Below are 22320 nucleotides of genomic sequence, written 5' to 3'. Positions count from 1 at the left end.
TTTCTACTTTGAAACTATTCCAATAAAATGATAGGGGTGGATGAATTTGATCTTTCATACCATTGATATCGACAAAGATAAAGATATTATCATTAAATTCAGGAAAGATTCCTATGTTGTAAGTTTTGGATCTGAAGATGGTTTTGGAGATGAAAATACATATCTGCAACGAATGAAAGAACGGGTCCGCAAATTTCCGGATGGACATATGATCATTGAAAAGGACCAAGAACCAATTGGACAAATGGAACTTCAAATTCGGGAGTATGAAGGGACTGAAATCGGCTATGTGAATCTATTTTATCTTATCCCCGAATACCGCAGTAAAGGCCTTGGAAAGGAATTGGTACGCTACGCAGAAAACTTTTTCAGGCAATTTAATGTATCCGAATATCATTTAAGGGTCTCTTCGGATAATCAAAGGGCAATTCGTTTATATTCAAATTCAGGCATGATGAAGATAAGGGAAGAAAATGAAAAATACCCTGTCTGGAGAATGAGCAAATCATTATAAAGTAGAAATGAAATTATATTAATATAATTAAAAAAACGTCAATTGACTATACTGTGAAAATGTTTAGAGTGATGGAAAATATGGTTAACTTTAGGGGAATTAGAATATATAGTGAAGGACATAATTAAATATAACGTTAATTCTTATCAAGAGATGTGGAGGGACTTGGCCCTATGATACCTCGGCAGCGGGTTTTTACTTTTGTAAAAATACTGTGCTAATTCCAACGGACGAAAGTTTGAAAGATAAGAAGGAGCTTTTCTTAGATAATTAATTTAAGAGTTTACTCTTTTTTATGTCTAAATAGGCCTCTTCTGTCTGATGACGGAAGAGGCCTCTTTTGTTTATTCAGAATGTATATGGTTATTTGGAGAATTGGTGCATTTACTCGTGAGTTTCGATCATTAATCATGAGTTGTGAGTATTTACTCGTGAGTTCGCGCACTTACTCGTGGGTTTCGCGCACTTACTCGTGGGTTTCGCGCACTTACTCGTAAATTTCGCGCATTTACTCGTGAGTTTCGCACACTTACTCGTGGGTTTCGCACACTTACTCGTGGGTTTCGCGCACTTACTCGTAAATTTCGCGCACTTACTCGTGAGTTTCGCACACTTACTCGTGAATTTGGCGCACTTACTCGTGAGTTTCGCGCATTTACTCGTGAGTTTCACGCATTTACTCGTGAATTTCGTGCATTTACTCGTGAGTTTCGAAAATTTAACCCGATCATTATGAAACTTTGCAAAGCTCTTCTCTGATAATGAATTTGTACAAATAAACAGCATGGGGGGAGATTGGATGATAGAGTTTCAAAATGTTAAAAAGGTTTATCAAACAAAGAAACAGACGGTCGAGGCTTTGAAGGGCATTAATTTGACAGTGGAAAAGGGGGATATATTCGGTGTAGTCGGTTATAGCGGAGCCGGGAAGAGTACATTGATCAGACTGGTCAATCTGCTGGAACACCCTTCAGATGGTCAGGTGATTGTTGGGGGCAAGGATTTAACCAAATTGAACCCAAAGGAATTACGGGCTGAAAAGAAAAAAATCGGGATGATCTTTTAGCATTTCAATTTGCTTAACTCAAAGACCGTTTTTGATAATATCGCCATGCCGCTGGTTTTATCGGGAACTCCGGGTAAAGAAATCAAAAAGCGGGTAGGCGAGCTGTTAGAGTTCGTTGGCTTATCAAGCAAGGCAAAGAGTTATCCGGAACAATTATCCGGCGGTCAAAAGCAGCGGATCGGAATTGCGAGGGCATTGGCTACCAATCCATCAATCTTATTGTGTGATGAAGCTACATCTGCATTGGATCCACAAACAACGAGTGCAGTACTGCAACTCTTAAAAAAAATTAATAAAGAATACAATATTACCATTCTGCTAATCACTCATGAAATGTCTGTCATCAGGGAAATTTGCAATAAGGTAGCGGTCATGGAGGGCGGATGCGTCGTTGAACAAGGTTCAGTTTTCGAAGTTTTTGCGAAGCCGCAAACGGATATTGCAAAAAACTTCGTGAGAACGGTCATACATGACGAGATTCCACAAAGTTTCCTGAAAAGTATAGGGTCCCATATCCCGATTATTTGGAAAATTAATTTTATTGGGACTACTTCGGGTACTCCTTTTACGAAACAAACGGAAAAATAAAAAAGTGCTTACCCAAAAGCAGAATCAAAAAATATAAAATTCAAGAAAATCAAAACTTTTTGTTGACTACGGAGCACAGAGTTTGTTGTATAGGTAACAATAATACTTAGTAATTCAATAGGGATTATAGGTTAATTGACCGGAAAACCGGAGACTTTTCTTTAATGTAAAGAGATGTCACCGGTTTTTTTTGTGAATGAGCCAGCCGGCAAATTCCGATTGAACGATTCCAAGGCTATTCCAATCCGTAGTAGTTCATATAATAAAGGAGGATTTATTATGGGGATTTTATTACGTAATGCAATTGAGAAGAAAAGAGACTTCCTAATCAACAAGTTGATTAACGAGGGTGTCTATAAAAAGAATGACATACATCTATTTGAATTAACCTTAACCGATTTAGAGAAGGAATATATTAAAATACGTAAAATTGAAGAGAAGGAATCCTATTCCGATGACAGTTCCCCCTGTCTGAAGATAAATCATTTCAGTTAACTTCAGAAAATGCGGGTGAGGCGGTTATTCCTCTAATACCATCAAATAATTAAAAGGAGAGGGTGAAATGAGGAAAGGTGTGGAAGAAAGACGGAAGGAATTAATCCATAAGCTTATGGTCCATCATGTAAATATGACTGTGGAAAAGCTTATGAAGTTATCCTTAAAAGAATTGGAAATAGAGTACAAAAAGGTTCAAACGGACTGTCATCCCCATAGTGATGCTGGTTCGATACATTGGATCAATACAAAACGATGTTAGGTTGAACGTTCAGTTCATGCATTTACTGTTCCAGAATAAATTTCATCATTTTGCTAAATGCTTTATGCGCTGATTCTACATGATATTTTGAACTGTAAGGGTCACTGAATCCATGTTTTCCGTTGAATTTATGCACTTCGATATTCTTTATTTCTAAAGCTGAAATTAACTCGTCCACATCAAACGATGGCTCGTCTTGCGGAAAGAATAGCAGTGCAGGGCATTGTGGCGTTAATTCTACATAATTCCTAATACGGGAACCGTAGTATCCAACTATTCCATCGACGCATTCTTCCTCACTGCACAGCCAAGCTACAGTTGCCCCTGCACTAAATCCAATGATGAATATTTTTTTGTATTCATCTTTAACATCCGATATTATATCCCTTATTTTATGTAAAGCTTCTTTAAAACCTACGTTCTCCATAAAATGACGATATGCAGCTTCCTCTTGGGAATAATCAAAAGGCGTTTCGCGACCTAACAAATTCGGACAGATGACATCAAAGTCCTGTTTTGATAATGCCTCACAAAAGCCCTGCATATGTTCGTTCAATCCATAAATTTCGTGAATGACCATGATTACAGTATCTGAATTGTTCTGTTTGTGCAGCATTTTTTACCCCCTAATACGAATGCTTCCATTATACAAATTAATAACCTGTTAATATATCGTTTCTTCTTAATTTTATTAGTTATTTAGTAAAAAAGTTTGCCTTAAATGTAGTTTGATCTTTAGCTAACTCACTTGTTAGTTCAATGAATTCAACATTATCTAGGTGATAATACTGTGGATTGTGGTACCATATTTTTTGCTGTACTCCAAAGGGAGAAATTTTAAAAATAGAAAACCTTCTTATAAGTACAATCGTCTATGTATCTAGGAAGGAAGTGTGAACTGTTTTGGAGGAGTTTGTGTTGAAATGGTCTCAAACGAAAGATGAAGAATCATTACTTGATGAAATAATGTCCCTTTATGGCCAGGATATTCTGCAATTGGTCTATTCCTATGTAAAAGACACAGTTGTGGCAGAGGACCTTACACAGGAGATTTTCATCAAATGCTATAAGGCGCTGCCCGCGTATAATCAACAATCAAATATAAGGACTTGGCTTTGGAGAATTGCTATTAACCATTGTAAGGATTATTGGAAAAGCTGGTACTTTCGAAAGGTTTCGCCTGCGGAAGCGGAGCAGGAATGGACTTCTACCGATAATGTGGAAGAAGCGGTCATTCAGCAGGATGAAGATAGGCAGCTTGCTGATGCTGTCATGGAGCTGCCTGTCCAGTATCGCGAGGTTATTTATCTCCATTATTTTCAGGAAATGAAGCTCAAGGAGATTTCTGAAGTTACCGGGGTCAAACTTGGGACGGTGAAGACCCGGATGCGCCAGGCAAAAAGAAGGTTAAAAACCTATTGGGAGGAATCGACCGATGGAAGATAGATTAACACGCTTAAAATCGGCTATGAAAAAGCATACATTTCCTGAATTGAAATTCACGGAAAACCATAGAAGCTCCATCCATACTGCTATCGAAAAGCAGGATGCGAGCAAGGAAGACATCATGAGTGCCATTTTCAGATCCTTGGATAAGGAGAAAAGTGGTTATCAAATTAACGAATCTCTTTACCAGAAAGGCATCCGGAAGTTTGAAGATAACGAAGGCTCCTTGTATGCTACCCTGCATGAGCTTGAGCAGGAAGGCTGGCTTCAGTCTGTTTGGGAAACGGACGACAGGAAGCTCTATTCCTTGGATGAACATGCGAAAAAGTGGCTAAAGAAAAAGGAAGCTAAAAGTGGTTCCGCCTCTAGTTGGCGGACAGCGTTTGAAGGAGGAGGAACTGATTGAGAAGCGATCATTTTTTAGATGAAGTTACGTCATATATCCGATCAAAAGAAGCAAAAAAATATATAGAAGCTGAATTAAAAGCCCATCTGCATCAAGCTAAAACTGAACTGGTCAAAAAAGGATATACAGAGGATGAAGCAGAGGAACTGGCTGTCCGGAACATGGGAAGTCCCTCTGACATTGGGCAGAAGATGGACAAGCTGCACAGGCCGAAGATTGATTGGAAGCTAATGAGCATGTTTCTGTTCATGTCAGCTGCCGGCCTGTTTTTGTTTCGGTTCTTATTTAATGATGGTAATACATTTTCAGTGCTGAAGCAGGTATATTCTGTAGCAGGGAGTGTGATTTTGGTCTGTGGCCTTCTTTTTTTCGATTATCGGAAATTTCAGCGATGGGGCTGGGTTTTCTTTACGGTCGGATGTCTGATTCTTGTTCAGTTCCAATTTTCCAATGTATGGGTGAACGGCAGTCCTCGAATTAATATTATGGGTTTATTGTCGGTCGATTCGATTGTGGTTCTGCCACTTTTTCTGCTTGCCTGGGCCGGAATGCTGCAATCAAAAAAGATGAATGTTTATTTGGCTGCCATTTTATACGTTTTTTCTGCCTTTTTGTTTCTGTTTACAGTTAACTTGCAGGCGGCGGTGCTTTATTCATTGATGGTTGCTGTAATGGTCTGGAGGAGCAGCCTAAATAAAAGGAAAATCCTTATCACTGCAGCGGTCCTGCTTACTACATGTGTTTCACTTCTGCTTATATCCTTGAAAGATATAAGGCCCTATCAATTTGAAAGACTTTTTGCGTTCGTTACGCCTGAAAAATTCAGTGAGACATCGGGGTATATGTATTTGAAACTGGAAAAGCTAATTGAGGATGCCGGATGGTTTGGACATTTTGGTTCCCTCGGGAAGATTGATTTTTCAAATGAAATGATGACGGATTTTATCTTTGTAACAATTACCTATACGCTTGGCTGGGCCGGGGCCTTGCTCATTGGTCTGCTGTTTTTCTGGATGATCTGGAGAATTTCCCGTATATTCCAAACTGTGAAAGACCCATTTGGGAAAATGCTTGTTTCCGGCAGTCTTTCCCTTTTCACTGCACAGGTAACTATCAGCATCGGAATGTCTCTCGGCTTCTTACCAATAATAAGCGTATCCCTGCCATTTATGAGTTATGGGGCTTTATCAGCGATGATTAACGCCTGCTTGTTTGGTCTGATTTTAAGTGTGTATCACAAAAAAGATGTTTTACGGTTGAAGAAAATATGAGAGTACAGTCTTTTTTGAAGAAACTAGGAACGGATAAAGGGATGAAGCTTTGTTAGTTACAATAAATCTTGAGGAGAATATTATCAGGTAGAAAAGCCTACTCTTGCACTTAATAAACCATTTAATTCACATACTTTAAAAGCTTTCGCTACAGTACTTACATTGATATCAAAAAAACATCCAGTTCTCTTTGTGGCGGCAATTTCGTTTCCTGAAGTAATGAGCCCTTTATTATATCTGTTTCAAATTGTTTGGCTAACGTCATATATAGCGGTTTCAGTGCTCTATCGTATATTCAAAACAGGCTTCATCACTCAATGAAGTTAAGTAAAACCTTTAATTCCACCTTGAAATACAAGTTTCTTGATCTTCTAGTGCGACCACGTGACAATATTGTAAGACGGCAGCTTAAACTGTTAGGGAAATCGATGGAGATTTACCCCCTTTCTCTTTTAATATGAAAGAAAAAGAGGAAAGGAGGGTATGAAATGAGTTTTTTTGAACTGAATATCCATGTATTTAGAATGATAAATGACTTAGGGAAACAATACACTTATTTAAATCCTTCTGCCATTTTCATTGCCGAGTACATGGTATTTTTTTTTGGCTTTAGGAGTCATCGTAATTTGGTTCACTCGAAATGAACAGAGTAGAATGATGGTTGTTTGTGGGATGATTACATTTGTAATGGCTGAAGTGATGGGGAAAATGGCAGGGGGATTACATTCGAATAATCAACCATTCGCTGAGTTGGCAAATGTTAATAAGTTAATTGAAAAAGCAGTGGATAATTCATTTCCAAGCGATCATACCATTTTGTTTTTCTCGTTTTGTGTATCCTTTTGGTTTTTCAAAAGAGGATGGTGGTTGTTATGGATCATGCTGGCTTTCCTTGTTGGCATTTCCCGTATTTGGGTAGGTGTCCACTTTCCGGCGGATGTGCTGGCAGGAGCTATTATAAGTACCATTTCAGGCTTGATGGTTTACCTTGTTGTTCCGAAAATAAGCTTGATTCATAAATTTTTAGGTGGTTATGAGAGGTATGAACAATTAGTTCTATCCCCGTTAACTAAATCGAAGGAAAAAAAATCAAAGGATTTGTAAGAGAAATCAACAAACAGGGTTGCTCAGGCAGCCTTTTTTTGTTGAACGAAGTGCAGTGTGATAAATACAAAAATATCCATATGATGATACTGATGGTAAAATAAAGTGAAAACAATTCATCGCAATGGGGGACTTACTATTGATTGATATACAAAAGATCAAAGATATTATCATGCATCGCTATCCATTTCTTTTAGTTGATAGGGTTTTGGAATTGGAAGAAGGAAAGAGAGCGGTGGCCATTAAAAATGTAACAGCAAATGAAGAGTTTTTTAATGGGCATTTTCCAAATCACCCAGTGATGCCAGGTGTATTGATCGTTGAGGCTTTAGCACAAGTAAGTGCTGTTATTATGCTTACAAAAGAAGAAAATCAAGGGCGTATGGGGCTATTGGCTGGGATCGATAATTGTCGCTTTAAAAGGCAAGTAAGACCAGGAGACCAATTACGTTTAGAAGTGGAGATTACTCGCTTAAAAGGTCCTATCGGCAAAGGAAAAGGAAGGGCTACTGTTGATGGAGAAACTGTATGCGAGACAGAGCTCATATTTGCTTTTGGCGATTGATCTCTCAATAGGGTTCATATCAACAACGGGGGAATCAAAGTGATACCGATAAGAAAAGCCTACGGGTATGTGACAAGAATCATTAATGGAAGAACACAGGTATTGGTTTTTCAACATCCCATTAGTGAAGCGGGTATACAAATACCCAAAGGTACAGTGGAGCCTCATGAAGATACATATCAAGCAGTGGTTAGGGAAATGAAAGAAGAAACAGGTCTTGAGAATTTTAATGTGGAGGATTTAATTGCAGAAGATTTTTGGGAGGACGCTGATGGTACCATACATAACAGATTTTTTTATAAGATATGTGCATCGAATGTTCCTGATGAATGGGACTATCAGCCAACAGGCGGGGGGGATGAAGAGGGGCTGACATTCCATTACTTCTGGATTTCTTCTGAACATGAAGTTCAACTTATTAAGGGGCATGGTGATTATTTAAACCTGGTTTTTACCTAATCAAGCAGTGAAAGTGCTGTGACGATCACATGCAGCGAAAAGGGCGGCGCTTCAAGAAACAGTGAATATGAGGCGTGAAAGTAAATATTAGGTTTGAAGCTGGTCAGAAAAGCCAAGGTCACTATTGACCTTGGCCTGTTGCTTTTGAACGATCAGGTCTGTTTTTCGGTGATGAAGGTTTTTACGGTTGGCGGTTCATATGTATTGAATTGATCAAGGAGTCCATTTGGTTCAACATCTACCAGCGCCATGGAACGGAATTTTTCATGAAGGAACTTTTCGTCGGACATATGATTGAATAAAGCAACCAAAGGATCATAATAATGATTAATATTTAAGAGTCCGCAAGGTTTTTGATGAAGTCCAAGCTGAGCCCAAGTGAAGATCTCAAAGAATTCTTCTAATGTTCCTGGTCCGCCTGGCAAAGCCATAAACCCATCTGCAAGCTCAGCCATTTTTGCTTTTCTTTCATGCATGGATTCCACGACAATCAGTTCGGTCAGGCTCTTATGGGCTATTTCTTTTTTTTCTAGAAAATCTGGCATGACTCCAATTACATTTCCGCCTGCTTCCAAAACGGAATCTGCAACTGCACCCATGATTCCTACACTTGAGCCCCCATAAACAAGGGTAATATTACGTTTTGCCAGTTCCGCACCCAGGTTTTTAGCTTCTTCTACATAGATAGCAGATGCACCAATGCTTGATCCACAAAATACAGCTAGACTTTTCAAAATATCACATCTCCCATTTAGTAATCTTCCTTTCTTATCATACAAAATTCAGGGGGATTTGTTAAACTTGAATCATCTGAATGAAAGGTGGATGAATATGAACGTCACTGAATTTCAACAATGGGTAAAAGATTATTATGAAGCACGAGGATGGTCAGAATTGGACATCTTCATTCGCATTGGCTTTTTGGCAGAAGAAACTGGCGAGGTTGCACGCGCCATTCGCTCCCTTGAGATTGGCAGGGATAGACCTGATGAAGTATGCGGTACGTTTGAAGAGAATAAACAGGAGTTAACAGAAGAATTGGGAGATGTACTAGGTAACTTGATTGTGATTGCGAATAAGTACGATATCCCATTGGAAGAAGTGTTTAATGCACATAAAAAGAAACTATCTGAACGCTATTATCATGCGTAAGCTCTTTTCATTTAATGGGTAAACATGAAGTTTAACTTAAAAGGGCATGAGCCTTACTTTAGCTAACAAGTAAAAGAGCTGTGACGATCAGCTCTTTTTTGCATGAGTCAAAAGATGTTGTTTAGTGACGGTTTAACTCGTTGAAATAAGATATACAGGTCTTTTGTCTCTATTTGATTATAAAGAATTCACAAAATATGGGTACTATGCGCGATTGAGATGGAATTTTAATGAGTATACACTTACATTAACAGAAATGAACATTCATTCCGCATCTTATAAAAAAAGGGTGAATCATGATGATTCGATTCCCAATCAGTTCCACCATATTTTCAAATCAATGGTTCATTCTACGACAGGGCAGGATCAAGCTCTTTATTTTATAAAGATTCATAGTGGAGCCCATTTTTTAAATATATTTAAAACTTTCTTTGATTCAGGAAAAGAGAAAAAAGAAATTAAGGAGCTGCCTTCCTCAGCTTTGATTGCCATCATTTACGGAGCATTTTCTTGAGCTTGCGCAGCTTGTCCGCATTGGGAAGCTAGAACCTGAATCAAAACTTTTGGTAGATGTGGAAGAAAGTTTTTGGGATTCTGTCCGGTTGCACGTTTGAGACATTTTCAACAACTAAGCGGAATGAACGTTCATTTCGCATTTTAATCTAATAAAAGAGGTGCTAATAAAATGGAAAATACAACTCAGTTTCCACAGCCAAAGTCATACGGCCCCCTAGGCAGCCTGCCTATAATAGATAAGGATAAACCGCTTCAGTCATATATGAAGCTGGCACGAGAACTTGGACCGGTTTTTCAATTCCAATTTCCTGGTCGCATCTCTACATTCGTATCCAGTGCTGCCCTCGCTAAAGAAATTTGTGATGAAACAAGGTTTGATAAGAAAGTCGGTCCTTCACTGCAAAAAGTGCGAGCATTTGGTGGCGATGGTCTCTTCACAAGTGAAACGGCGGAGCCGAATTGGAAAAAGGCCCATAACATCCTGCTGCCCAGCTTTAGCCAGCAGGCAATGAAGGGGTATCATGCTAAAATGGTGGATCTTGCAATCCAACTCATTCAAAAATGGGCTCGCGTGAATCCGGCTGATGTGATTGATGTTCCTGAAGATATGACACGTTTGACCTTGGATACGATCGGTCTCTGCGGGTTCAATTACCGCTTTAACAGTTTTTATCGGGAGACCACCCATCCTTTTGTCACCAGTATGGTGCGTGCGTTGGATGAAGCGATGAGCCAAACGCAGCGACTTGGCATTCAAGATAAACTGATGGTCAAGTCTAAAAAACAATTCAGGGAAGACATTCAATATATGTTCTCTCTAGTGGATGAAATGATTGCTGAACGAAAACAAAATGGTGATCAGGGAGAAGATGACCTTCTTTCACATATGTTGAAAGGAGTCGATCCTGAAACGGGCGTATCACTGGATGATGAAAATATCCGTTTTCAAATCATTACCTTTTTAATAGCTGGACATGAAACGACGAGCGGCCTCCTATCGTTCGCCATCTATTTCCTCATGAATAACAGAGACAAGTTAAAAAAAGCACAGCAGGAAGTCGATGAAGTGCTGGGTGACGATGTTCCTGATTACAAACAAGTGAAAAAGCTGAAATATGTCCGTATGGTGCTGAATGAAGTGCTTCGTCTGTGGCCGACAGCTCCGGCGTTTTCCGTTTATGCGAAAGAAGATACCATTTTGGACGAAAAATACAATGTGAAGAAAGGTGATGTGTTCACGCTGCTTATTCCTGAGCTTCACCGTGATCCATCCGTTTGGGGTGATGACGTTGAATCATTCATTCCTGAGCGGTTCGAGAATTTGGATTCCATCCCTTATCATGCTTATAAACCGTTTGGAAACGGGCAGCGAGCCTGTATCGGACAGCAGTTTGCGCTTCATGAAGCGACATTGGTGCTCGGAATGGTTTTACAGCACTTTGACTTGATTGATCATGAAGATTATCAATTGGATGTTAAAGAAACCTTGACTCTCAAACCGGACGGATTGACCATGCGCGTTTCACCTAGAAAGCCGGCGATGTCGTTTACCGTTGCTTCTTCAGAACCAAAGTCTGCGGACAAAGGAGCCACGGCATCTTCCATCGAATCTGCGCATGGCACACCATTACTCGTCCTGTTTGGATCAAACATGGGAACAGCTGAAGGGATTGCTCGTGATCTTGCTGAAACAGGGAAGCTACAAGGCTTCAATGCCAGGGTTGCCCCTTTGAATGATTACACCGATCGACTTCCTCAAGAAGGGGCCGTTCTCATAGTTTCGGCATCTTATAATGGAAATCCCACTGATAATGCGGATGACTTTGTTTCATGGCTGAAGGAAAGTCATGATGACACTTTGGATGGGGTTCACTATGCGGTCTTTGGCTGCGGAGACCGCAATTGGGCCAATACGTACCAACGCATTCCGATTTTCATTGATGAACGGCTGGAACAAAAAGGAGCAGTGAGGCTGTCAGAAACAGGCTATGGAGATGCAAGCGATGATTTTGAAGGGGATTACGAGAAATGGACAGAAGCACTCTGGCCAAATCTTGCCGAAACCCTGAACATCGAAGTGAATATGAATGAACGGGAAAGCAGCTCGATTACGATGAACTTCGTAAGTAATGTGAGCGGCACGCCACTCGCCCGCACCCATCATGCATTTACCTCTATTGTAAAAAGGAATTTTGAATTACAACATGTAGATAGCGGAAGAAGTACACGGCATATAGAATTAACTCTGCCAGAGGGAATACATTATCAGGAAGGCGATCATCTCGGGGTACTTCCGCAAAATCCATCGGAACTTGTCGAGCGAGTGCTCAGTCGATTTAACCTAAAAGGCCAAGATTACGTGAATCTGACTGGGGATTCGGGAAAAGCTGCCCATCTTCCTACAGGAAAACCTATAAAACTCGAGGAGTTACTATCCAATCATGTGGAGTTCCAAGAACCAGCCACCCGGTCTCAGATTCGGGCGCTTGCCACTCACACGGTATGTCCGCCCCATGTAAAAGAACTTGAAAATCTTCTCGAGGACAGTACCTATAAACGAGAAATCCTGAACAAGCGCATGACCATGCTTGATCTGACAGAAACGTACCTTGCATGTGAAATCCCATTTGAACGTTTCCTGGCTTTACTGCCACCTTTAAAAGCAAGATACTACTCTATTTCAAGCTCACCACTACACAAGGAAGGAGAAGCAAGCATCACGGTCAGCGTCGTCCGTGGGAATGCTTTAAGCGGCAACGGGGAATACAAAGGAATTGCATCGAATTATTTGGCAGAACGCTCCGAGGGCGACAAGGTAGCCTGCTTTATCAATACGCCGCAATCCAATTTCCAGCTTCCAGAGCAAACGGAGAAACCAATCATCATGATTGGCCCTGGAACAGGAATTGCACCATTCAGAGGCTTCATTCAGGCTCGTCGCGCTCTTAAGAAAAAAGGTGAAACCCTAGGGTCGGCCCACCTTTACTTTGGATGCCGTAATCCTGAACACGATTTCCTCTATCAAGAAGAACTCGTGCAAGCCGAACAAGAGGGACTTGTAACACTGCACACCGCTTTCTCAAGATGTCCCGGTCAAGAAAAAACATATGTCCAAAACCGGTTAGCAGAAAACGCCCAAGACATTCTTCCTTTATTAAAAGAAGGAGGACACCTATACATCTGCGGAGACGGAAGCAAAATGGCGCCCGATGTTGAACGAACATTAATCGACAGCTATATGCATTTCTATCAAACAACTAAAGAAGAAGCCACAGAATGGCTGCAATCCTTAGAGGAGAATGGCAGATATGCCAAGGATGTTTGGGCAGGAGCATAAATAACAGAGAGCAGCGATTCCAAGGGGATCGCTGCTTTTTTTGCACAAGTAATGATATAAAATACGAATTCACGAGTAAACAGCAAATTTCATGAGTAAAGCACGAATTCACGAGTAAAACAGCAAAACTCACGAGTAAAACAGCAAAACTCACGAGTAAAACAACAAAACTCACGAGTAAAACAACAAAACTCACGAGTAAAGTACGAATTCACGAGTAAAACAACAAAACTCACGAGTAAAGAGCGGAAATTCACGAGTAAAGAGCATTAATTCACGAGTAAACAGCAAAATTCACGAGTAAAGAGCGGAAACTCACGAGTAAAACAGCAAAACTTACGAGTAAAACAGCAAAACTCACGAGTAAAACAGCAAAACTCACGAGTAAAGAGCGGAAACTCACGAGTAAAACAACAAAACTCACGAGTAAAGAGCGGAAACTCACGAGTAAAACTGCAAATTTCATGAGTAAAGTACGAATTCACGAGTAAAACAACAAAACTCACGAGTAAAGTGAAGAAACTCACGAGTAAAACAGCAAAACTCACGAGTAAAGAGCATTAATTCACGAGTAAACAGCAAATTTCATGAATAAATAGCGTAACCTCACCAGTAAACAGCGAAATATAGGATTAAATAGCAAAATTCCACGAGTTAAATAACTATTTTGCGCAAAAATAGAAGCTATGAAACTTATATCTAATGGGGGAGTTCATTCATTCTTTGACGCAGGACGTTTACGGATTCTTTATTCATTGTTAAAATTTGAGAGTGTGCTGGAGGCAGATGACAAGCCAATGTTTTAATGAAACTAACGATAAAGGGGTCACTTTATAAAATGTTTAAGTATACAGTTTGTTTTGTAAAGAAAAATAATGAAATACTTATGCTTAATCGGGAGAAAGCTCCAATTATGGGTGTTTGGAACGGAGTGGGGGGCAAAATCGAGAAAGGTGAAACCCCTGATATAGGTGCACTGCGTGAGGTATTGGAGGAAACGGGCATAGAGGTAAAGCCCTTTTTTTCTAAAGGAACGGTAACATGGGAGACCCCGGAAGGTGAACTTGATGGAATATATGTTTATTTGTATGAAGCGGATGAAGATTTAATATATGAAACACCGAAAAAAACGCGGGAAGGTATTCTGGAATGGAAATCGATTGATTGGATACTCCATCCACAGAACCTTGGAATTGCTGAAATGGTTGCACAGTACTTGCCGGTTTTATTGAAAAAAGAAGGAAACTACACATTCACTTACAAAAATGGGCAAACGTATAATTTATGACTAGTATCCCTTTTTAATCTGACAATTGAATGTTGATTGAATCGAAAACCTAAAACTCGAACTCGAACATCGAAAATCTAAGTGAAGTAATGACATAGGTTGGCGGAATAATATTGCCTGCAATCGCACCTAAAATCAATTGGGTGAACAGATAAAATGAACTAACGAAAAAGTCTAAAAGCCCACTTTATACAAAATGGTATAATTAGTGGATTAGGATAAGGGGGAATATTTCTTGAAAATAGTTAGAATCATCTTAGGGATCATTGTTATTGCTTTATCAGCAACTCAGTTAATTACTGGGAATTCTGAGTTATTACCGTATACCATGTTGTTCTTGGGGTTAATGATGCTGGTGATAGGATTTATCGAACTTCAAAAGGATCGAAAAGGATTTGGGGGGTATATGTGTCTTGCTGTCTCGTTATTTGTTTTCTATGTCGCGACCCAAGGTTTCTTAATATAGAATTCTATGGTTTTTTATGAAATTTTATAGGGTCTTTGTTCATCATTGGGGATTTAGAATTAACAAGAAGGGAGTTGCTCTGGCAGCTCTTTTTCTTATGCGCTTAAATATTATGGTGAAATATAGATAAATTGGTTGTGAAAAGGATGTTCTTTAGTGGGGTTTCATCAACATATGCTGTGATTTATTTAGGTCTATTTCCAACGGTGATTCCGTATTTTGCCCTTGCTTATATTACTTCAAAAGTTGGGGCATCGGAAGCGACAAGTTCGCTGTATTTGACACCTGCTGTAGCACTTATTATTTCATGGCTTTTGTTAGGGGAATTTCCAACCATGCTAGCTTTAGGAGGAGGGGGATTAACTTTAGTTGGTGTGAGTTTATCGAACCTAAATATAAAATCAAAAACGAATGTGAAAAATAAAAGACAGGATTATGTTGATTTATAAGAGTAATATTGTACTAAAAGTATATAGGGCTTTTAACATGAGAGTTGCTCGGGCAGCTCTTTTTTTTATGGAGCTAACTGGGTAAATAGCGTCTTCTTTTTTAAAATTTTACATGCAATAATTTGTACATTCGTTAAAATAACTAAAATGTAAACGAGGGGAAGTTTATGGAGAGAGTTAATTATTCTATTGTTGATGTGTTTTCTAATGGAAAATATACAGGAAATCAACTCGCGGTTTTTAAGAAAGCTGGAAATATTCCGGATAATGAAATGCAACAAATAGCCAAAGAAATTAATTTTTCCGAAACTACCTTTATCTTGTCTGATTCAAAAAATGATGGCGGCTATGATGTTCGGATTTTTACACCTAATGAAGAGGTTCCTTTTGCTGGACATCCGACTTTAGGAACTGCATATATCATTCAAAACGAAGTATTAGAAGCAACATTGGAAAACATTATCTTAAACTTTAAAGGTGGACAGATAACAGTAACATTCAATAATCAAGAAGAGCTTCTATGGATGAAACAAAATGAACCAACTTTTGGCCGGATTTTAGATACAGATAAAATTTCTGAAATTTTAAATATACATAAAAAAAACATAGATGATAGATTTCCCATTCAAGAAGTTTCGACGGGACTTCCAGTGCTTGTTGTCCCATTAAAATCATTGGAAGCCATTAAAAAAGTAAAGATTAATAAAGAAAAATATTTTGAGTTAATCGAACATACGGATGCAAAAGCCATTATGGTTTTTTCTCCAGAAACGTATGATTCGAAAAATGATTTGAATGTTCGCGACTTTGCGGACTATTATGGTATTCCCGAAGATGCAGCAACTGGCAGTTCTAATGGATGTTTAGCTGCTTACTTAGTTAAATACCGGTATTTTGAAAAAAGTGAAATAGACATTCGCGTAGAACAAGGATGCGAAATCGAAAGACCTTCTTTATTGTTTTTAAAAGCAGGTGATGTTAACGGGGAAATCGACGTTCATGTAGGAGGTAAAGTAGTGAAAATTGCTCAAGGTGAATGGTTTCTTTAATAACCTGACCTTTTCAACTGACAAGTGATTTACTTCAAAACAAGTAAGGTTGCTGAGGCAGCCTTTTTCTTCTTGAACTTCGCTTCCCTATCAATCTCGTGATCAGGAAAACAAACAATGTTTTGAATGAATTTTCCTGACAGAATACCACAAAAAAATCCTCACAAAGGAGGCATTCCAAATGAATAAAGAATCAATATTAATCGTAGAAGATGAAGAAAAAATCTTGAGACTGCTTGAATTAGAGCTCGAAATCGAAGGCTACCAAACCGGAAGGGCAATGGATGGGTATGAAGCCCTTGAAGCCTATCAATCAAGAAAGTGGGATTTGATCTTATTGGATGTCATGCTTCCAGGCATAAGCGGCATCGAGCTGCTTCGTAAAATTCGAACGAAAAACACTGTCACCCCTGTCATCCTGTTAACGGCAAAGGGCTCGGTTGAAGATAAAGTTTCTGGTCTTGATCTCGGTGCGAATGATTATATCACTAAACCTTTCCAAATTGAGGAATTGCTTGCGCGAATACGTGCGGTTTTAAGAATGCGGACTGCGGCACCTTCAATGGAAGATGAAGACGGTGAATGGCTAAATACTGCTGACTTAAAATTAAATGTCAAAACGCGCGAAGTCATTAGAGGTGAAAGTGAAATTGACCTAACCCCAAAAGAGTATGATCTACTTCTTTATTTATTGAAGAATAAGCGCCAAGTGCTAAACCGGGATCAAATTCTGGAAGCGGTTTGGGGGTATGATTTCTATGGAGAAACAAACGTAGTGGATGTGTATATCCGATATGTTCGCAAAAAGCTCGAATATGGCTTTGATACGCCGCTTATTCATACCGTAAGAGGCGTTGGCTATGTCATGAAGGAAGCAAAATGAGACTGCGGAAGAAAATAAATTTATATACAGCGGTACTATTCATTTTCCTGCTCCTTTTGATGAATGTTTCCATTTATTTTGTTTTCAGTAACCTGATGATGGTGCACGAACTTAATCGTGCAAAAGCGGAGACAGAGAAAATTGCATTTGATGTTAGTAAAAATGTTAATCATATTTCACCAAATGATTTACTTCGGGCTTATCTGCCTATAGATGGCATGGTTGGAATTGTAAAAGAAGGGCAACGAAAAGGAACAGCTGTGACATCCAATTCTGAAAAGCAGTTAAGCAATCGAAAAAGCAGCTTTTACCCAGGTGAGAAGAGCGCGATCATCACATATCATCAGAAAAAGTATGTGTTCGTTTCAAACCCGATCGTTTGGGGGGATGGAAGTGTAGTTAATCTTCAAATCACCAAAAGCATTCAAGCAACAGAAGAAATGCTCTCTGTTCTTCGCATTGTATTAATTGCCGTAACTGTCATTGCCATGATTCCTGTTATGATATCAAGCAGTATTCTTAGTAACTTCATCGCTCGTCCGATTCGATCGATGATTGATACGATGAAGGAGATTCAAACAAGCGGCCAATTTAAGCGACTTAGCCTAGAGGAAAAATCAAAAGATGAACTTGTGGAAATGGGAAAAACCTTTAATCACATGATTGATTTGCTGCAAACTAACTTCGAAAAACAGGAGCAATTCGTATCAAATGCTTCCCATGAATTAAAAACACCGTTAACTATCATCGAAAGCTATGCAAGCCTTTTGAAAAGAAAAGGGTTGGAGCGGCCTGAATTGTTCGATGAATCCATAGAGGCCATTCATTCTGAAGCGATTAGAATGAGAGAGCTGACTGAGCAAATGCTCCTGCTTGCAAAGCATCAGGAAAAATGGAATATAGAGAAGGAATACGTCAATCTGACCGATATCATTGCCGAGTTAGCGAAAGTATATAAAAATGCGTACAATCGAACAGTGGAGATTTATAGTGGTGATGAAATTGAAGCATTAACGGACATTCAAAAGTTAAAACAACTTTTGTTTATTTTTTTGGACAATGCAAGAAAGTATAGTGACGAGCATATCTCAGTCTACATAGGACAAACAAGTAATGAAGCATATATCCGCATCGAAGACAGAGGGGATGGAATTGCAAAGGCTGAATTGCCAAAAGTGTTCGATCGCTTTTATCGTGTAGATAAAGCTAGAACCCGAAAGCAAGGCGGATCAGGATTGGGGCTTTCCATGGCAAGGGAAATTGCTGATGCAATTGATGTACGGATTGAAATGGATAGTCTCGAAGGCAGGGGAACGAACGTTACTCTTTTATTTAAATAAACCAGAATGCGTTGGATGGGGGACACGATGAAGAATGGAAAAGTGCTGATAACAGTTGGATCAGCTCTCGTTTTTGGTCTGCTAGTATTCGTTGGATTTCAATGGTGGGCTCCATCATTATCCGCGGAAAACTTGACGAAAGAAGAAGTGTACCAGACAGCAAAGGATAAATATCCTGGAACCATTATAAAGACAACGAAAAGTGAAGGTGAAGAATATCAGATTGAAATGCAGCTTGAAACAGGGGTATATCTAATTAGGATGGATGCGAAAAGCGGTGAAGTTCGTTCTATAAAAAAAGAAACAATAGTTCATACAGCTGAAGAAACGACGGAAAAAACACCCCAAAAACAACTGAACCAAAAAGAAATAAAGGCACGTATTTCCTCACAAGGTGACCTGGAACAAATTGATTTTGTACAGGAGAAAGACAACTCCTATTATAAAGCGGTGGTAAATAAGAATAACGAAAAAATCACATTAATACTCGACCCACATACAGGAGCTATTATTGACTCGACAATGGTAGCGGATAGTATCATTACAGAAAACGAAGCAATTGCGATTGCGGAAAAACATGTAAAAGGAACTGCTGACGATACAGAATTTTATCAACCTTCAGATCAGACATCTTATTATTTGGTCGAAGTTGAATTAGAAGACGATAGGGACGCAGTAGTCCAAGTGGACGGCTACACAAAAGAAGTAAAAACAATCACATGGGAAGATGATGAAGTGGAAGATAATGATGGTCCTGAATAAAACAGTTGCTTAGGGATAAGGGTTTATTAATCTAGACGGAAATGATACAAATCAAAAAAAAAGGGTGATGCATATTAGCTGTCTAATATGCATCACCCTTTTTTTGGTTCGGTGAGTAAGGAAAATGCAAAAAAAAAGAGAAGAAATTGTAATAATTCTCACTGATTTCTAATCCTTCTATCATTTAACTCTAATTTAATAGCTCTAACATGGAATTAGCTTAAAAAAAGGTTTTATCCATGGATTCGCCTTAAATCATTGGTGAAGGCACCAAATGATAAAAAGGAGGCAAATAAGTTGGATGAAAGGCATCTGGATTATTGTACATAGAACATTTCCAACATATTTCAACATGAGAAGGGAGAATAAGTAATGTCTATCATTTCTAGAATTCTGGATTATAACAAGAAGTTTGTCGATCAAAATAAATATGAAGAGTTTCAAACCACAAAGTATCCAAATAAAAAGATCGTCATCATTACGTGCATGGATACCCGTCTGTTGGAGCTGCTTCCAAAAGCGATGGGTTTAAAAAATGGTGATGCGAAAATCATTAAAAACGCTGGAGCTATTGTTTCGCACCCTTTTGGCAGCATTATGCGCAGTATCCTTGTCGCTATTTATGAGCTGAAAGTGGAGGAAGTGTGTGTGATCGGACATCACGGATGCGGTATGGTGGGGCTTCAATCATCATCACTTCTTGATGCCGCAAAGCAGAAGAAAGTCAGTCAGGAGCATATTGATGTACTTACAAACTCTGGTATTGAACTATCAAAGTGGCTGTCGGGATTTCAATGTGTTGAGGAGAGTGTAACAAATAGTGTCCATTTGATCAAAAATCACCCATTATTACCAGATTCCATTGCCGTTCACGGTATGGTCATCCATCCCGAAACGGGTAAATTAGAGCGAATCATAGATGGATATAGCAAGGTTGCAAGCAACGACTAAATACACATTTAATAAAAGAAGGAGTGATAGAATGATTCGTTCTAGCAGGCTTGAAGGATACAACTTAGGCCATTTTCAAAAAGACCTGGTTGCCGGGGTGGTAGTTGGGATTGTAGCAATTCCTTTAGCGATGGCTTTTGCCATTGCTTCAGGAGTAAGACCAGAATACGGACTTTACACATCAATTATTGCTGGAATTATGGTCTCCCTTTTGGGAGGGTCCAAATATCAAATTGCAGGACCGACTGGAGCCTTTGTCCCGATCTTGTTGGGAGTGGTCATGCAATACGGATATGAAAAACTGTTAATCGCCGGTTTCTTGGCAGGCATCATGATATTTCTTTTAGGTGTTTTCAAATTGGGAAGATTCATCAAGTTTATTCCCCGTCCAGTTACCATCGGCTTTACTGCTGGAATTGCTGTGATTATCTTCTCTGGCCAGATTGCCAATTTCTTTGGACTCAGTAACTTAAAAAAGGAAGAAGCATTTCTTTTAAATATGAAAGAAATCATATTGAATTTTAATACAGTGAACATCTACAGTGTATTGGTGGCTATCATTAGTTTAGCACTCGTCATATTAACTCCAAAGTATATACCAAAAATCCCTGGAGCATTGCTGGGATTGATGGTATCAACTCTAGTCGCTGCCTTTTTCTTTCCTGATCAGGTAGCGACCATTGGATCGACCTATGGTGCCATTCCTAATGAATTGCCCCATTTTCAGTTTCCCCAGATCACCGGCAGCCTAGTGATTGAACTCCTGCCGGCTGCTTTAGTCATTGCCATGCTTGGAGGAGTTGAATCACTATTATCTGCTGTAGTGGCAGACGGCATGACCGGCAGTAAACATAACAGTAATAAAGAGCTAATTGGGCAAGGATTGACCAATATGATTACGCCTTTATTTGGAGGCATTCCGGCTACAGGTGCCATCGCGCGTACCGCAACGAATATTAAAAACGGTGCAGTTTCCCCTATATCTGGTGTGGTACATGGGTTGGTGGTATTACTGGTGCTAGTTAGTTTAGCTCCTTATGCTTCGGCCATTCCATTGGCCAGTATGGCCCCCATTCTTATGTTTGTCGCATGGAACATGAGTGAACGCAAAGAATTTTCGCATATCTTAAAAGCAAAAACCATGGACTCGGTCGTATTAATCGTGACCTTCTTGTTAACAGTTTTGATTGACCTGACAACAGGTGTTGGGATCGGTTTACTATTAGCTATTCTATCTTTTGTTAAACTAATGAGCGGTACATTGAAATTATCAAGGGTTTTACCAGATCCAACTGATAAACTAGTTAAACCGGAAATGGTTCAACACGGTTCAAATTGTCCACAGATTCACATTTATACGATAGAAGGACCTTTATTCTTTGGTTCAATCGAAAGGCTACAAGAAGAAATCGAACAAATCATGCGTTCTAAACCAAAAGTCCTCCTATTAAGAATGAGCAATGTGTCATTTATTGATACATCGGGAGAAGCACTTCTCACCGACATTGTGAAGCAATTCAAGTTTCACCAACTACAAGTGTTGATTTCCGGGATTCAACAGGAACCTAAAGAAATGCTCGAAAAAACAGGTTTTAATAAACTAGTAGGTGAGGAACAGTTCTTTTCCAGTACGGGTGATGCCATTAATAAAGCTTTATCAAAACTAGATGTTAACCGTTGTAAAGGGTGTAAACAATTTTCTTTTGATGAATGTACGGCACTCTCCCAGCAGGCTCCAAAGCCTGCGGTATTAAAACAGAAAAGAAAACAAGAGATGGGATTAACATGACTCCTGTCAACAAGATAAGGCATCTGCTTTTGGCAGATGCCTTTCTCTTAAACCTTTAATAAACAATTCCCCTTTGAAGAATTTTCACAAGCAGTTAGTATATCTAAGAATATAACAAAAAATAATTATTACTGCCTTTAAGGGGAATGAATGTGATATATG

22 protein-coding genes, 4 pseudogenes and 1 riboswitch are annotated in these 22320 nt (G+C 39.2%); of the genes and pseudogenes, 23 read left to right on the top strand and 3 right to left on the bottom strand.

Annotation, left to right across the window (positions count from 1 at the left end; all coding sequences use genetic code 11):
- The first annotated feature begins 46 nt into the window (after positions 1-46).
- The 4 genes and pseudogenes from ACFX4L_RS07805 (at position 47) to ACFX4L_RS07790 (ending at position 2925) form a co-directional block, all read left to right on the top strand.
- Positions 47-514 (top strand): GNAT family N-acetyltransferase, encoded by a 468-nt coding sequence (locus tag ACFX4L_RS07805; RefSeq protein ID WP_377404628.1) that lies wholly within the window; start codon positions 47-49, stop codon positions 512-514.
- Between the two features lie 140 nt (positions 515-654).
- A riboswitch (SAM riboswitch) is annotated at positions 655-766 on the top strand.
- 547 nt (positions 767-1313) lie between these two features.
- Positions 1314-2165: pseudogene (locus ACFX4L_RS07800) on the top strand (methionine ABC transporter ATP-binding protein); the annotation flags it as partial.
- Positions 2166-2447: 282 nt separating this feature from the next.
- A complete protein-coding gene (locus tag ACFX4L_RS07795; RefSeq protein ID WP_284469740.1) occupies positions 2448-2663 on the top strand; it encodes a Fur-regulated basic protein FbpA in 216 nt (71 codons plus the stop codon).
- Positions 2664-2730: 67 nt separating this feature from the next.
- Positions 2731-2925 carry a hypothetical protein gene (locus tag ACFX4L_RS07790; protein ID WP_089363010.1) on the top strand — a complete coding sequence of 65 codons (195 nt, stop codon included), beginning with the start codon at positions 2731-2733 and terminating at the stop codon, positions 2923-2925.
- A 22-nt stretch (positions 2926-2947) separates the two neighbouring features.
- Here the strand turns inward: ACFX4L_RS07790 and ACFX4L_RS07785 are convergent, their stop codons facing one another.
- A complete protein-coding gene (locus ACFX4L_RS07785; RefSeq protein ID WP_377404625.1) occupies positions 2948-3541 on the bottom strand; it encodes a dienelactone hydrolase family protein in 594 nt (197 codons plus the stop codon).
- A gap of 287 nt (positions 3542-3828) precedes the next feature.
- On the opposite strand from ACFX4L_RS07785, the gene ACFX4L_RS07780 reads away from it, so the two are divergent.
- From ACFX4L_RS07780 to ACFX4L_RS07770, 3 genes are read left to right on the top strand one after another with little or no spacing between them, the layout of a single operon-like run.
- On the top strand, positions 3829-4371 hold the full coding sequence (locus ACFX4L_RS07780) for a sigma-70 family RNA polymerase sigma factor (protein ID WP_377387109.1): 543 nt from the start codon (positions 3829-3831) through the stop codon (positions 4369-4371).
- Positions 4361-4777 carry a PadR family transcriptional regulator gene (locus ACFX4L_RS07775; protein ID WP_377404622.1) on the top strand — a complete coding sequence of 139 codons (417 nt, stop codon included), beginning with the start codon at positions 4361-4363 and terminating at the stop codon, positions 4775-4777. Before ACFX4L_RS07780 ends, ACFX4L_RS07775 begins: the two co-directional genes overlap by 11 nt.
- Positions 4774-6048, top strand: a complete 1275-nt coding sequence (locus tag ACFX4L_RS07770) for an FtsW/RodA/SpoVE family cell cycle protein (RefSeq protein ID WP_377404619.1) — start codon at positions 4774-4776, stop codon at positions 6046-6048. Before ACFX4L_RS07775 ends, ACFX4L_RS07770 begins: the two co-directional genes overlap by 4 nt.
- A gap of 86 nt (positions 6049-6134) precedes the next feature.
- Here ACFX4L_RS07770 and ACFX4L_RS07765 read toward each other — a convergent pair.
- Positions 6135-6343 (bottom strand): annotated as a pseudogene (locus ACFX4L_RS07765) (GntR family transcriptional regulator); the annotation flags it as partial.
- Positions 6344-6536: 193 nt separating this feature from the next.
- Between ACFX4L_RS07765 and ACFX4L_RS07760 the strand changes: the two are divergent.
- The 3 genes and pseudogenes from ACFX4L_RS07760 to ACFX4L_RS07750 all read left to right on the top strand — a co-directional run bounded on the left by ACFX4L_RS07760 (position 6537) and on the right by ACFX4L_RS07750 (position 8176).
- Positions 6537-7152, top strand: a pseudogene (locus ACFX4L_RS07760) (undecaprenyl-diphosphatase).
- Positions 7153-7291: 139 nt separating this feature from the next.
- Positions 7292-7717, top strand: a complete 426-nt coding sequence (fabZ, locus tag ACFX4L_RS07755; RefSeq protein WP_061464803.1) for a 3-hydroxyacyl-ACP dehydratase FabZ — start codon at positions 7292-7294, stop codon at positions 7715-7717.
- Positions 7718-7756: 39 nt separating this feature from the next.
- Entirely contained in the window at positions 7757-8176 is a 420-nt protein-coding gene (locus ACFX4L_RS07750) for an NUDIX hydrolase (RefSeq protein ID WP_377387120.1), read from the top strand.
- Positions 8177-8328: 152 nt separating this feature from the next.
- Here ACFX4L_RS07750 and ACFX4L_RS07745 read toward each other — a convergent pair whose 3' ends face one another.
- Positions 8329-8910 (bottom strand): LOG family protein, encoded by a 582-nt coding sequence (locus ACFX4L_RS07745; RefSeq protein ID WP_061464801.1) that lies wholly within the window; start codon positions 8908-8910, stop codon positions 8329-8331.
- Positions 8911-9007: 97 nt separating this feature from the next.
- On the opposite strand from ACFX4L_RS07745, the gene ACFX4L_RS07740 reads away from it, so the two are divergent.
- From ACFX4L_RS07740 to ACFX4L_RS07680, 13 genes and pseudogenes are all read left to right on the top strand, one after another.
- Positions 9008-9328, top strand: a complete 321-nt coding sequence (locus ACFX4L_RS07740; RefSeq protein ID WP_377387122.1) for a MazG nucleotide pyrophosphohydrolase domain-containing protein — start codon at positions 9008-9010, stop codon at positions 9326-9328.
- Between the two features lie 214 nt (positions 9329-9542).
- On the top strand, positions 9543-9842 hold the full coding sequence (locus ACFX4L_RS07735) for a TetR family transcriptional regulator C-terminal domain-containing protein (protein WP_377385557.1): 300 nt from the start codon (positions 9543-9545) through the stop codon (positions 9840-9842).
- 171 nt (positions 9843-10013) lie between these two features.
- Complete coding sequence (locus ACFX4L_RS07730) at positions 10014-13181, top strand: bifunctional cytochrome P450/NADPH--P450 reductase (RefSeq protein ID WP_377404616.1); 3168 nt, start codon at positions 10014-10016, stop codon at positions 13179-13181.
- A gap of 134 nt (positions 13182-13315) precedes the next feature.
- Positions 13316-13402: pseudogene (locus ACFX4L_RS07725) on the top strand (hypothetical protein); the annotation flags it as partial.
- Between the two features lie 617 nt (positions 13403-14019).
- On the top strand, positions 14020-14469 hold the full coding sequence (locus tag ACFX4L_RS07720; protein ID WP_377385551.1) for an NUDIX hydrolase: 450 nt from the start codon (positions 14020-14022) through the stop codon (positions 14467-14469).
- Between the two features lie 235 nt (positions 14470-14704).
- Positions 14705-14935 carry a DUF3953 domain-containing protein gene (locus tag ACFX4L_RS07715; protein ID WP_061464794.1) on the top strand — a complete coding sequence of 77 codons (231 nt, stop codon included), beginning with the start codon at positions 14705-14707 and terminating at the stop codon, positions 14933-14935.
- Positions 14936-15081: 146 nt separating this feature from the next.
- Complete coding sequence (locus ACFX4L_RS07710; protein ID WP_377385548.1) at positions 15082-15384, top strand: EamA family transporter; 303 nt, start codon at positions 15082-15084, stop codon at positions 15382-15384.
- Between the two features lie 167 nt (positions 15385-15551).
- Positions 15552-16433 carry a PhzF family phenazine biosynthesis protein gene (locus ACFX4L_RS07705; protein ID WP_377385545.1) on the top strand — a complete coding sequence of 294 codons (882 nt, stop codon included), beginning with the start codon at positions 15552-15554 and terminating at the stop codon, positions 16431-16433.
- Positions 16434-16614: 181 nt separating this feature from the next.
- Entirely contained in the window at positions 16615-17316 is a 702-nt protein-coding gene (locus ACFX4L_RS07700) for a response regulator transcription factor (protein WP_317778246.1), read from the top strand.
- The gene (locus tag ACFX4L_RS07695) at positions 17313-18656 is read left to right on the top strand and encodes a sensor histidine kinase (RefSeq protein WP_318681861.1); all 1344 of its coding nucleotides are present in this window, start codon (positions 17313-17315) and stop codon (positions 18654-18656) included. Before ACFX4L_RS07700 ends, ACFX4L_RS07695 begins: the two co-directional genes overlap by 4 nt.
- Positions 18657-18683: 27 nt before the next feature.
- A complete protein-coding gene (locus ACFX4L_RS07690; RefSeq protein WP_377385541.1) occupies positions 18684-19418 on the top strand; it encodes a PepSY domain-containing protein in 735 nt (244 codons plus the stop codon).
- 372 nt (positions 19419-19790) lie between these two features.
- On the top strand, positions 19791-20369 hold the full coding sequence (locus ACFX4L_RS07685) for a beta-class carbonic anhydrase (protein WP_377385538.1): 579 nt from the start codon (positions 19791-19793) through the stop codon (positions 20367-20369).
- Between the two features lie 31 nt (positions 20370-20400).
- Positions 20401-22158, top strand: a complete 1758-nt coding sequence (locus ACFX4L_RS07680) for a SulP family inorganic anion transporter (RefSeq protein WP_377404613.1) — start codon at positions 20401-20403, stop codon at positions 22156-22158.
- Positions 22159-22320 lie beyond the last annotated feature (162 nt).

This window comes from Peribacillus sp. YIM B13482 (assembly GCF_042787975.1).
In the GTDB taxonomy this organism is placed as follows: Bacteria; Bacillota; Bacilli; order Bacillales; family DSM-1321; genus Peribacillus; species Peribacillus simplex_A.
This window is presented reverse-complemented; position numbering and strand designations above follow the sequence as displayed.

Excerpts from the sequence above, each read along its gene's own strand:
- ACFX4L_RS07785 (WP_377404625.1), bottom strand. The coding sequence starts at position 3,541 with ATGCTGCACAAACAGAACAATTCAGATACTGTAATCATGGTCATTCAC.
- ACFX4L_RS07710 (WP_377385548.1), top strand. The coding sequence starts at position 15,082 with ATGTTCTTTAGTGGGGTTTCATCAACATATGCTGTGATTTATTTAGGT.
- ACFX4L_RS07705 (WP_377385545.1), top strand. The coding sequence starts at position 15,552 with ATGGAGAGAGTTAATTATTCTATTGTTGATGTGTTTTCTAATGGAAAA.
- ACFX4L_RS07730 (WP_377404616.1), top strand. The coding sequence starts at position 10,014 with ATGGAAAATACAACTCAGTTTCCACAGCCAAAGTCATACGGCCCCCTA.
- ACFX4L_RS07790 (WP_089363010.1), top strand. The coding sequence starts at position 2,731 with ATGAGGAAAGGTGTGGAAGAAAGACGGAAGGAATTAATCCATAAGCTT.
- ACFX4L_RS07720 (WP_377385551.1), top strand. The coding sequence starts at position 14,020 with ATGTTTAAGTATACAGTTTGTTTTGTAAAGAAAAATAATGAAATACTT.
- ACFX4L_RS07740 (WP_377387122.1), top strand. The coding sequence starts at position 9,008 with ATGAACGTCACTGAATTTCAACAATGGGTAAAAGATTATTATGAAGCA.
- ACFX4L_RS07795 (WP_284469740.1), top strand. The coding sequence starts at position 2,448 with ATGGGGATTTTATTACGTAATGCAATTGAGAAGAAAAGAGACTTCCTA.
- ACFX4L_RS07775 (WP_377404622.1), top strand. The coding sequence starts at position 4,361 with ATGGAAGATAGATTAACACGCTTAAAATCGGCTATGAAAAAGCATACA.
- ACFX4L_RS07680 (WP_377404613.1), top strand. The coding sequence starts at position 20,401 with ATGATTCGTTCTAGCAGGCTTGAAGGATACAACTTAGGCCATTTTCAA.
- ACFX4L_RS07700 (WP_317778246.1), top strand. The coding sequence starts at position 16,615 with ATGAATAAAGAATCAATATTAATCGTAGAAGATGAAGAAAAAATCTTG.
- ACFX4L_RS07695 (WP_318681861.1), top strand. The coding sequence starts at position 17,313 with ATGAGACTGCGGAAGAAAATAAATTTATATACAGCGGTACTATTCATT.
- ACFX4L_RS07690 (WP_377385541.1), top strand. The coding sequence starts at position 18,684 with ATGAAGAATGGAAAAGTGCTGATAACAGTTGGATCAGCTCTCGTTTTT.
- ACFX4L_RS07685 (WP_377385538.1), top strand. The coding sequence starts at position 19,791 with ATGTCTATCATTTCTAGAATTCTGGATTATAACAAGAAGTTTGTCGAT.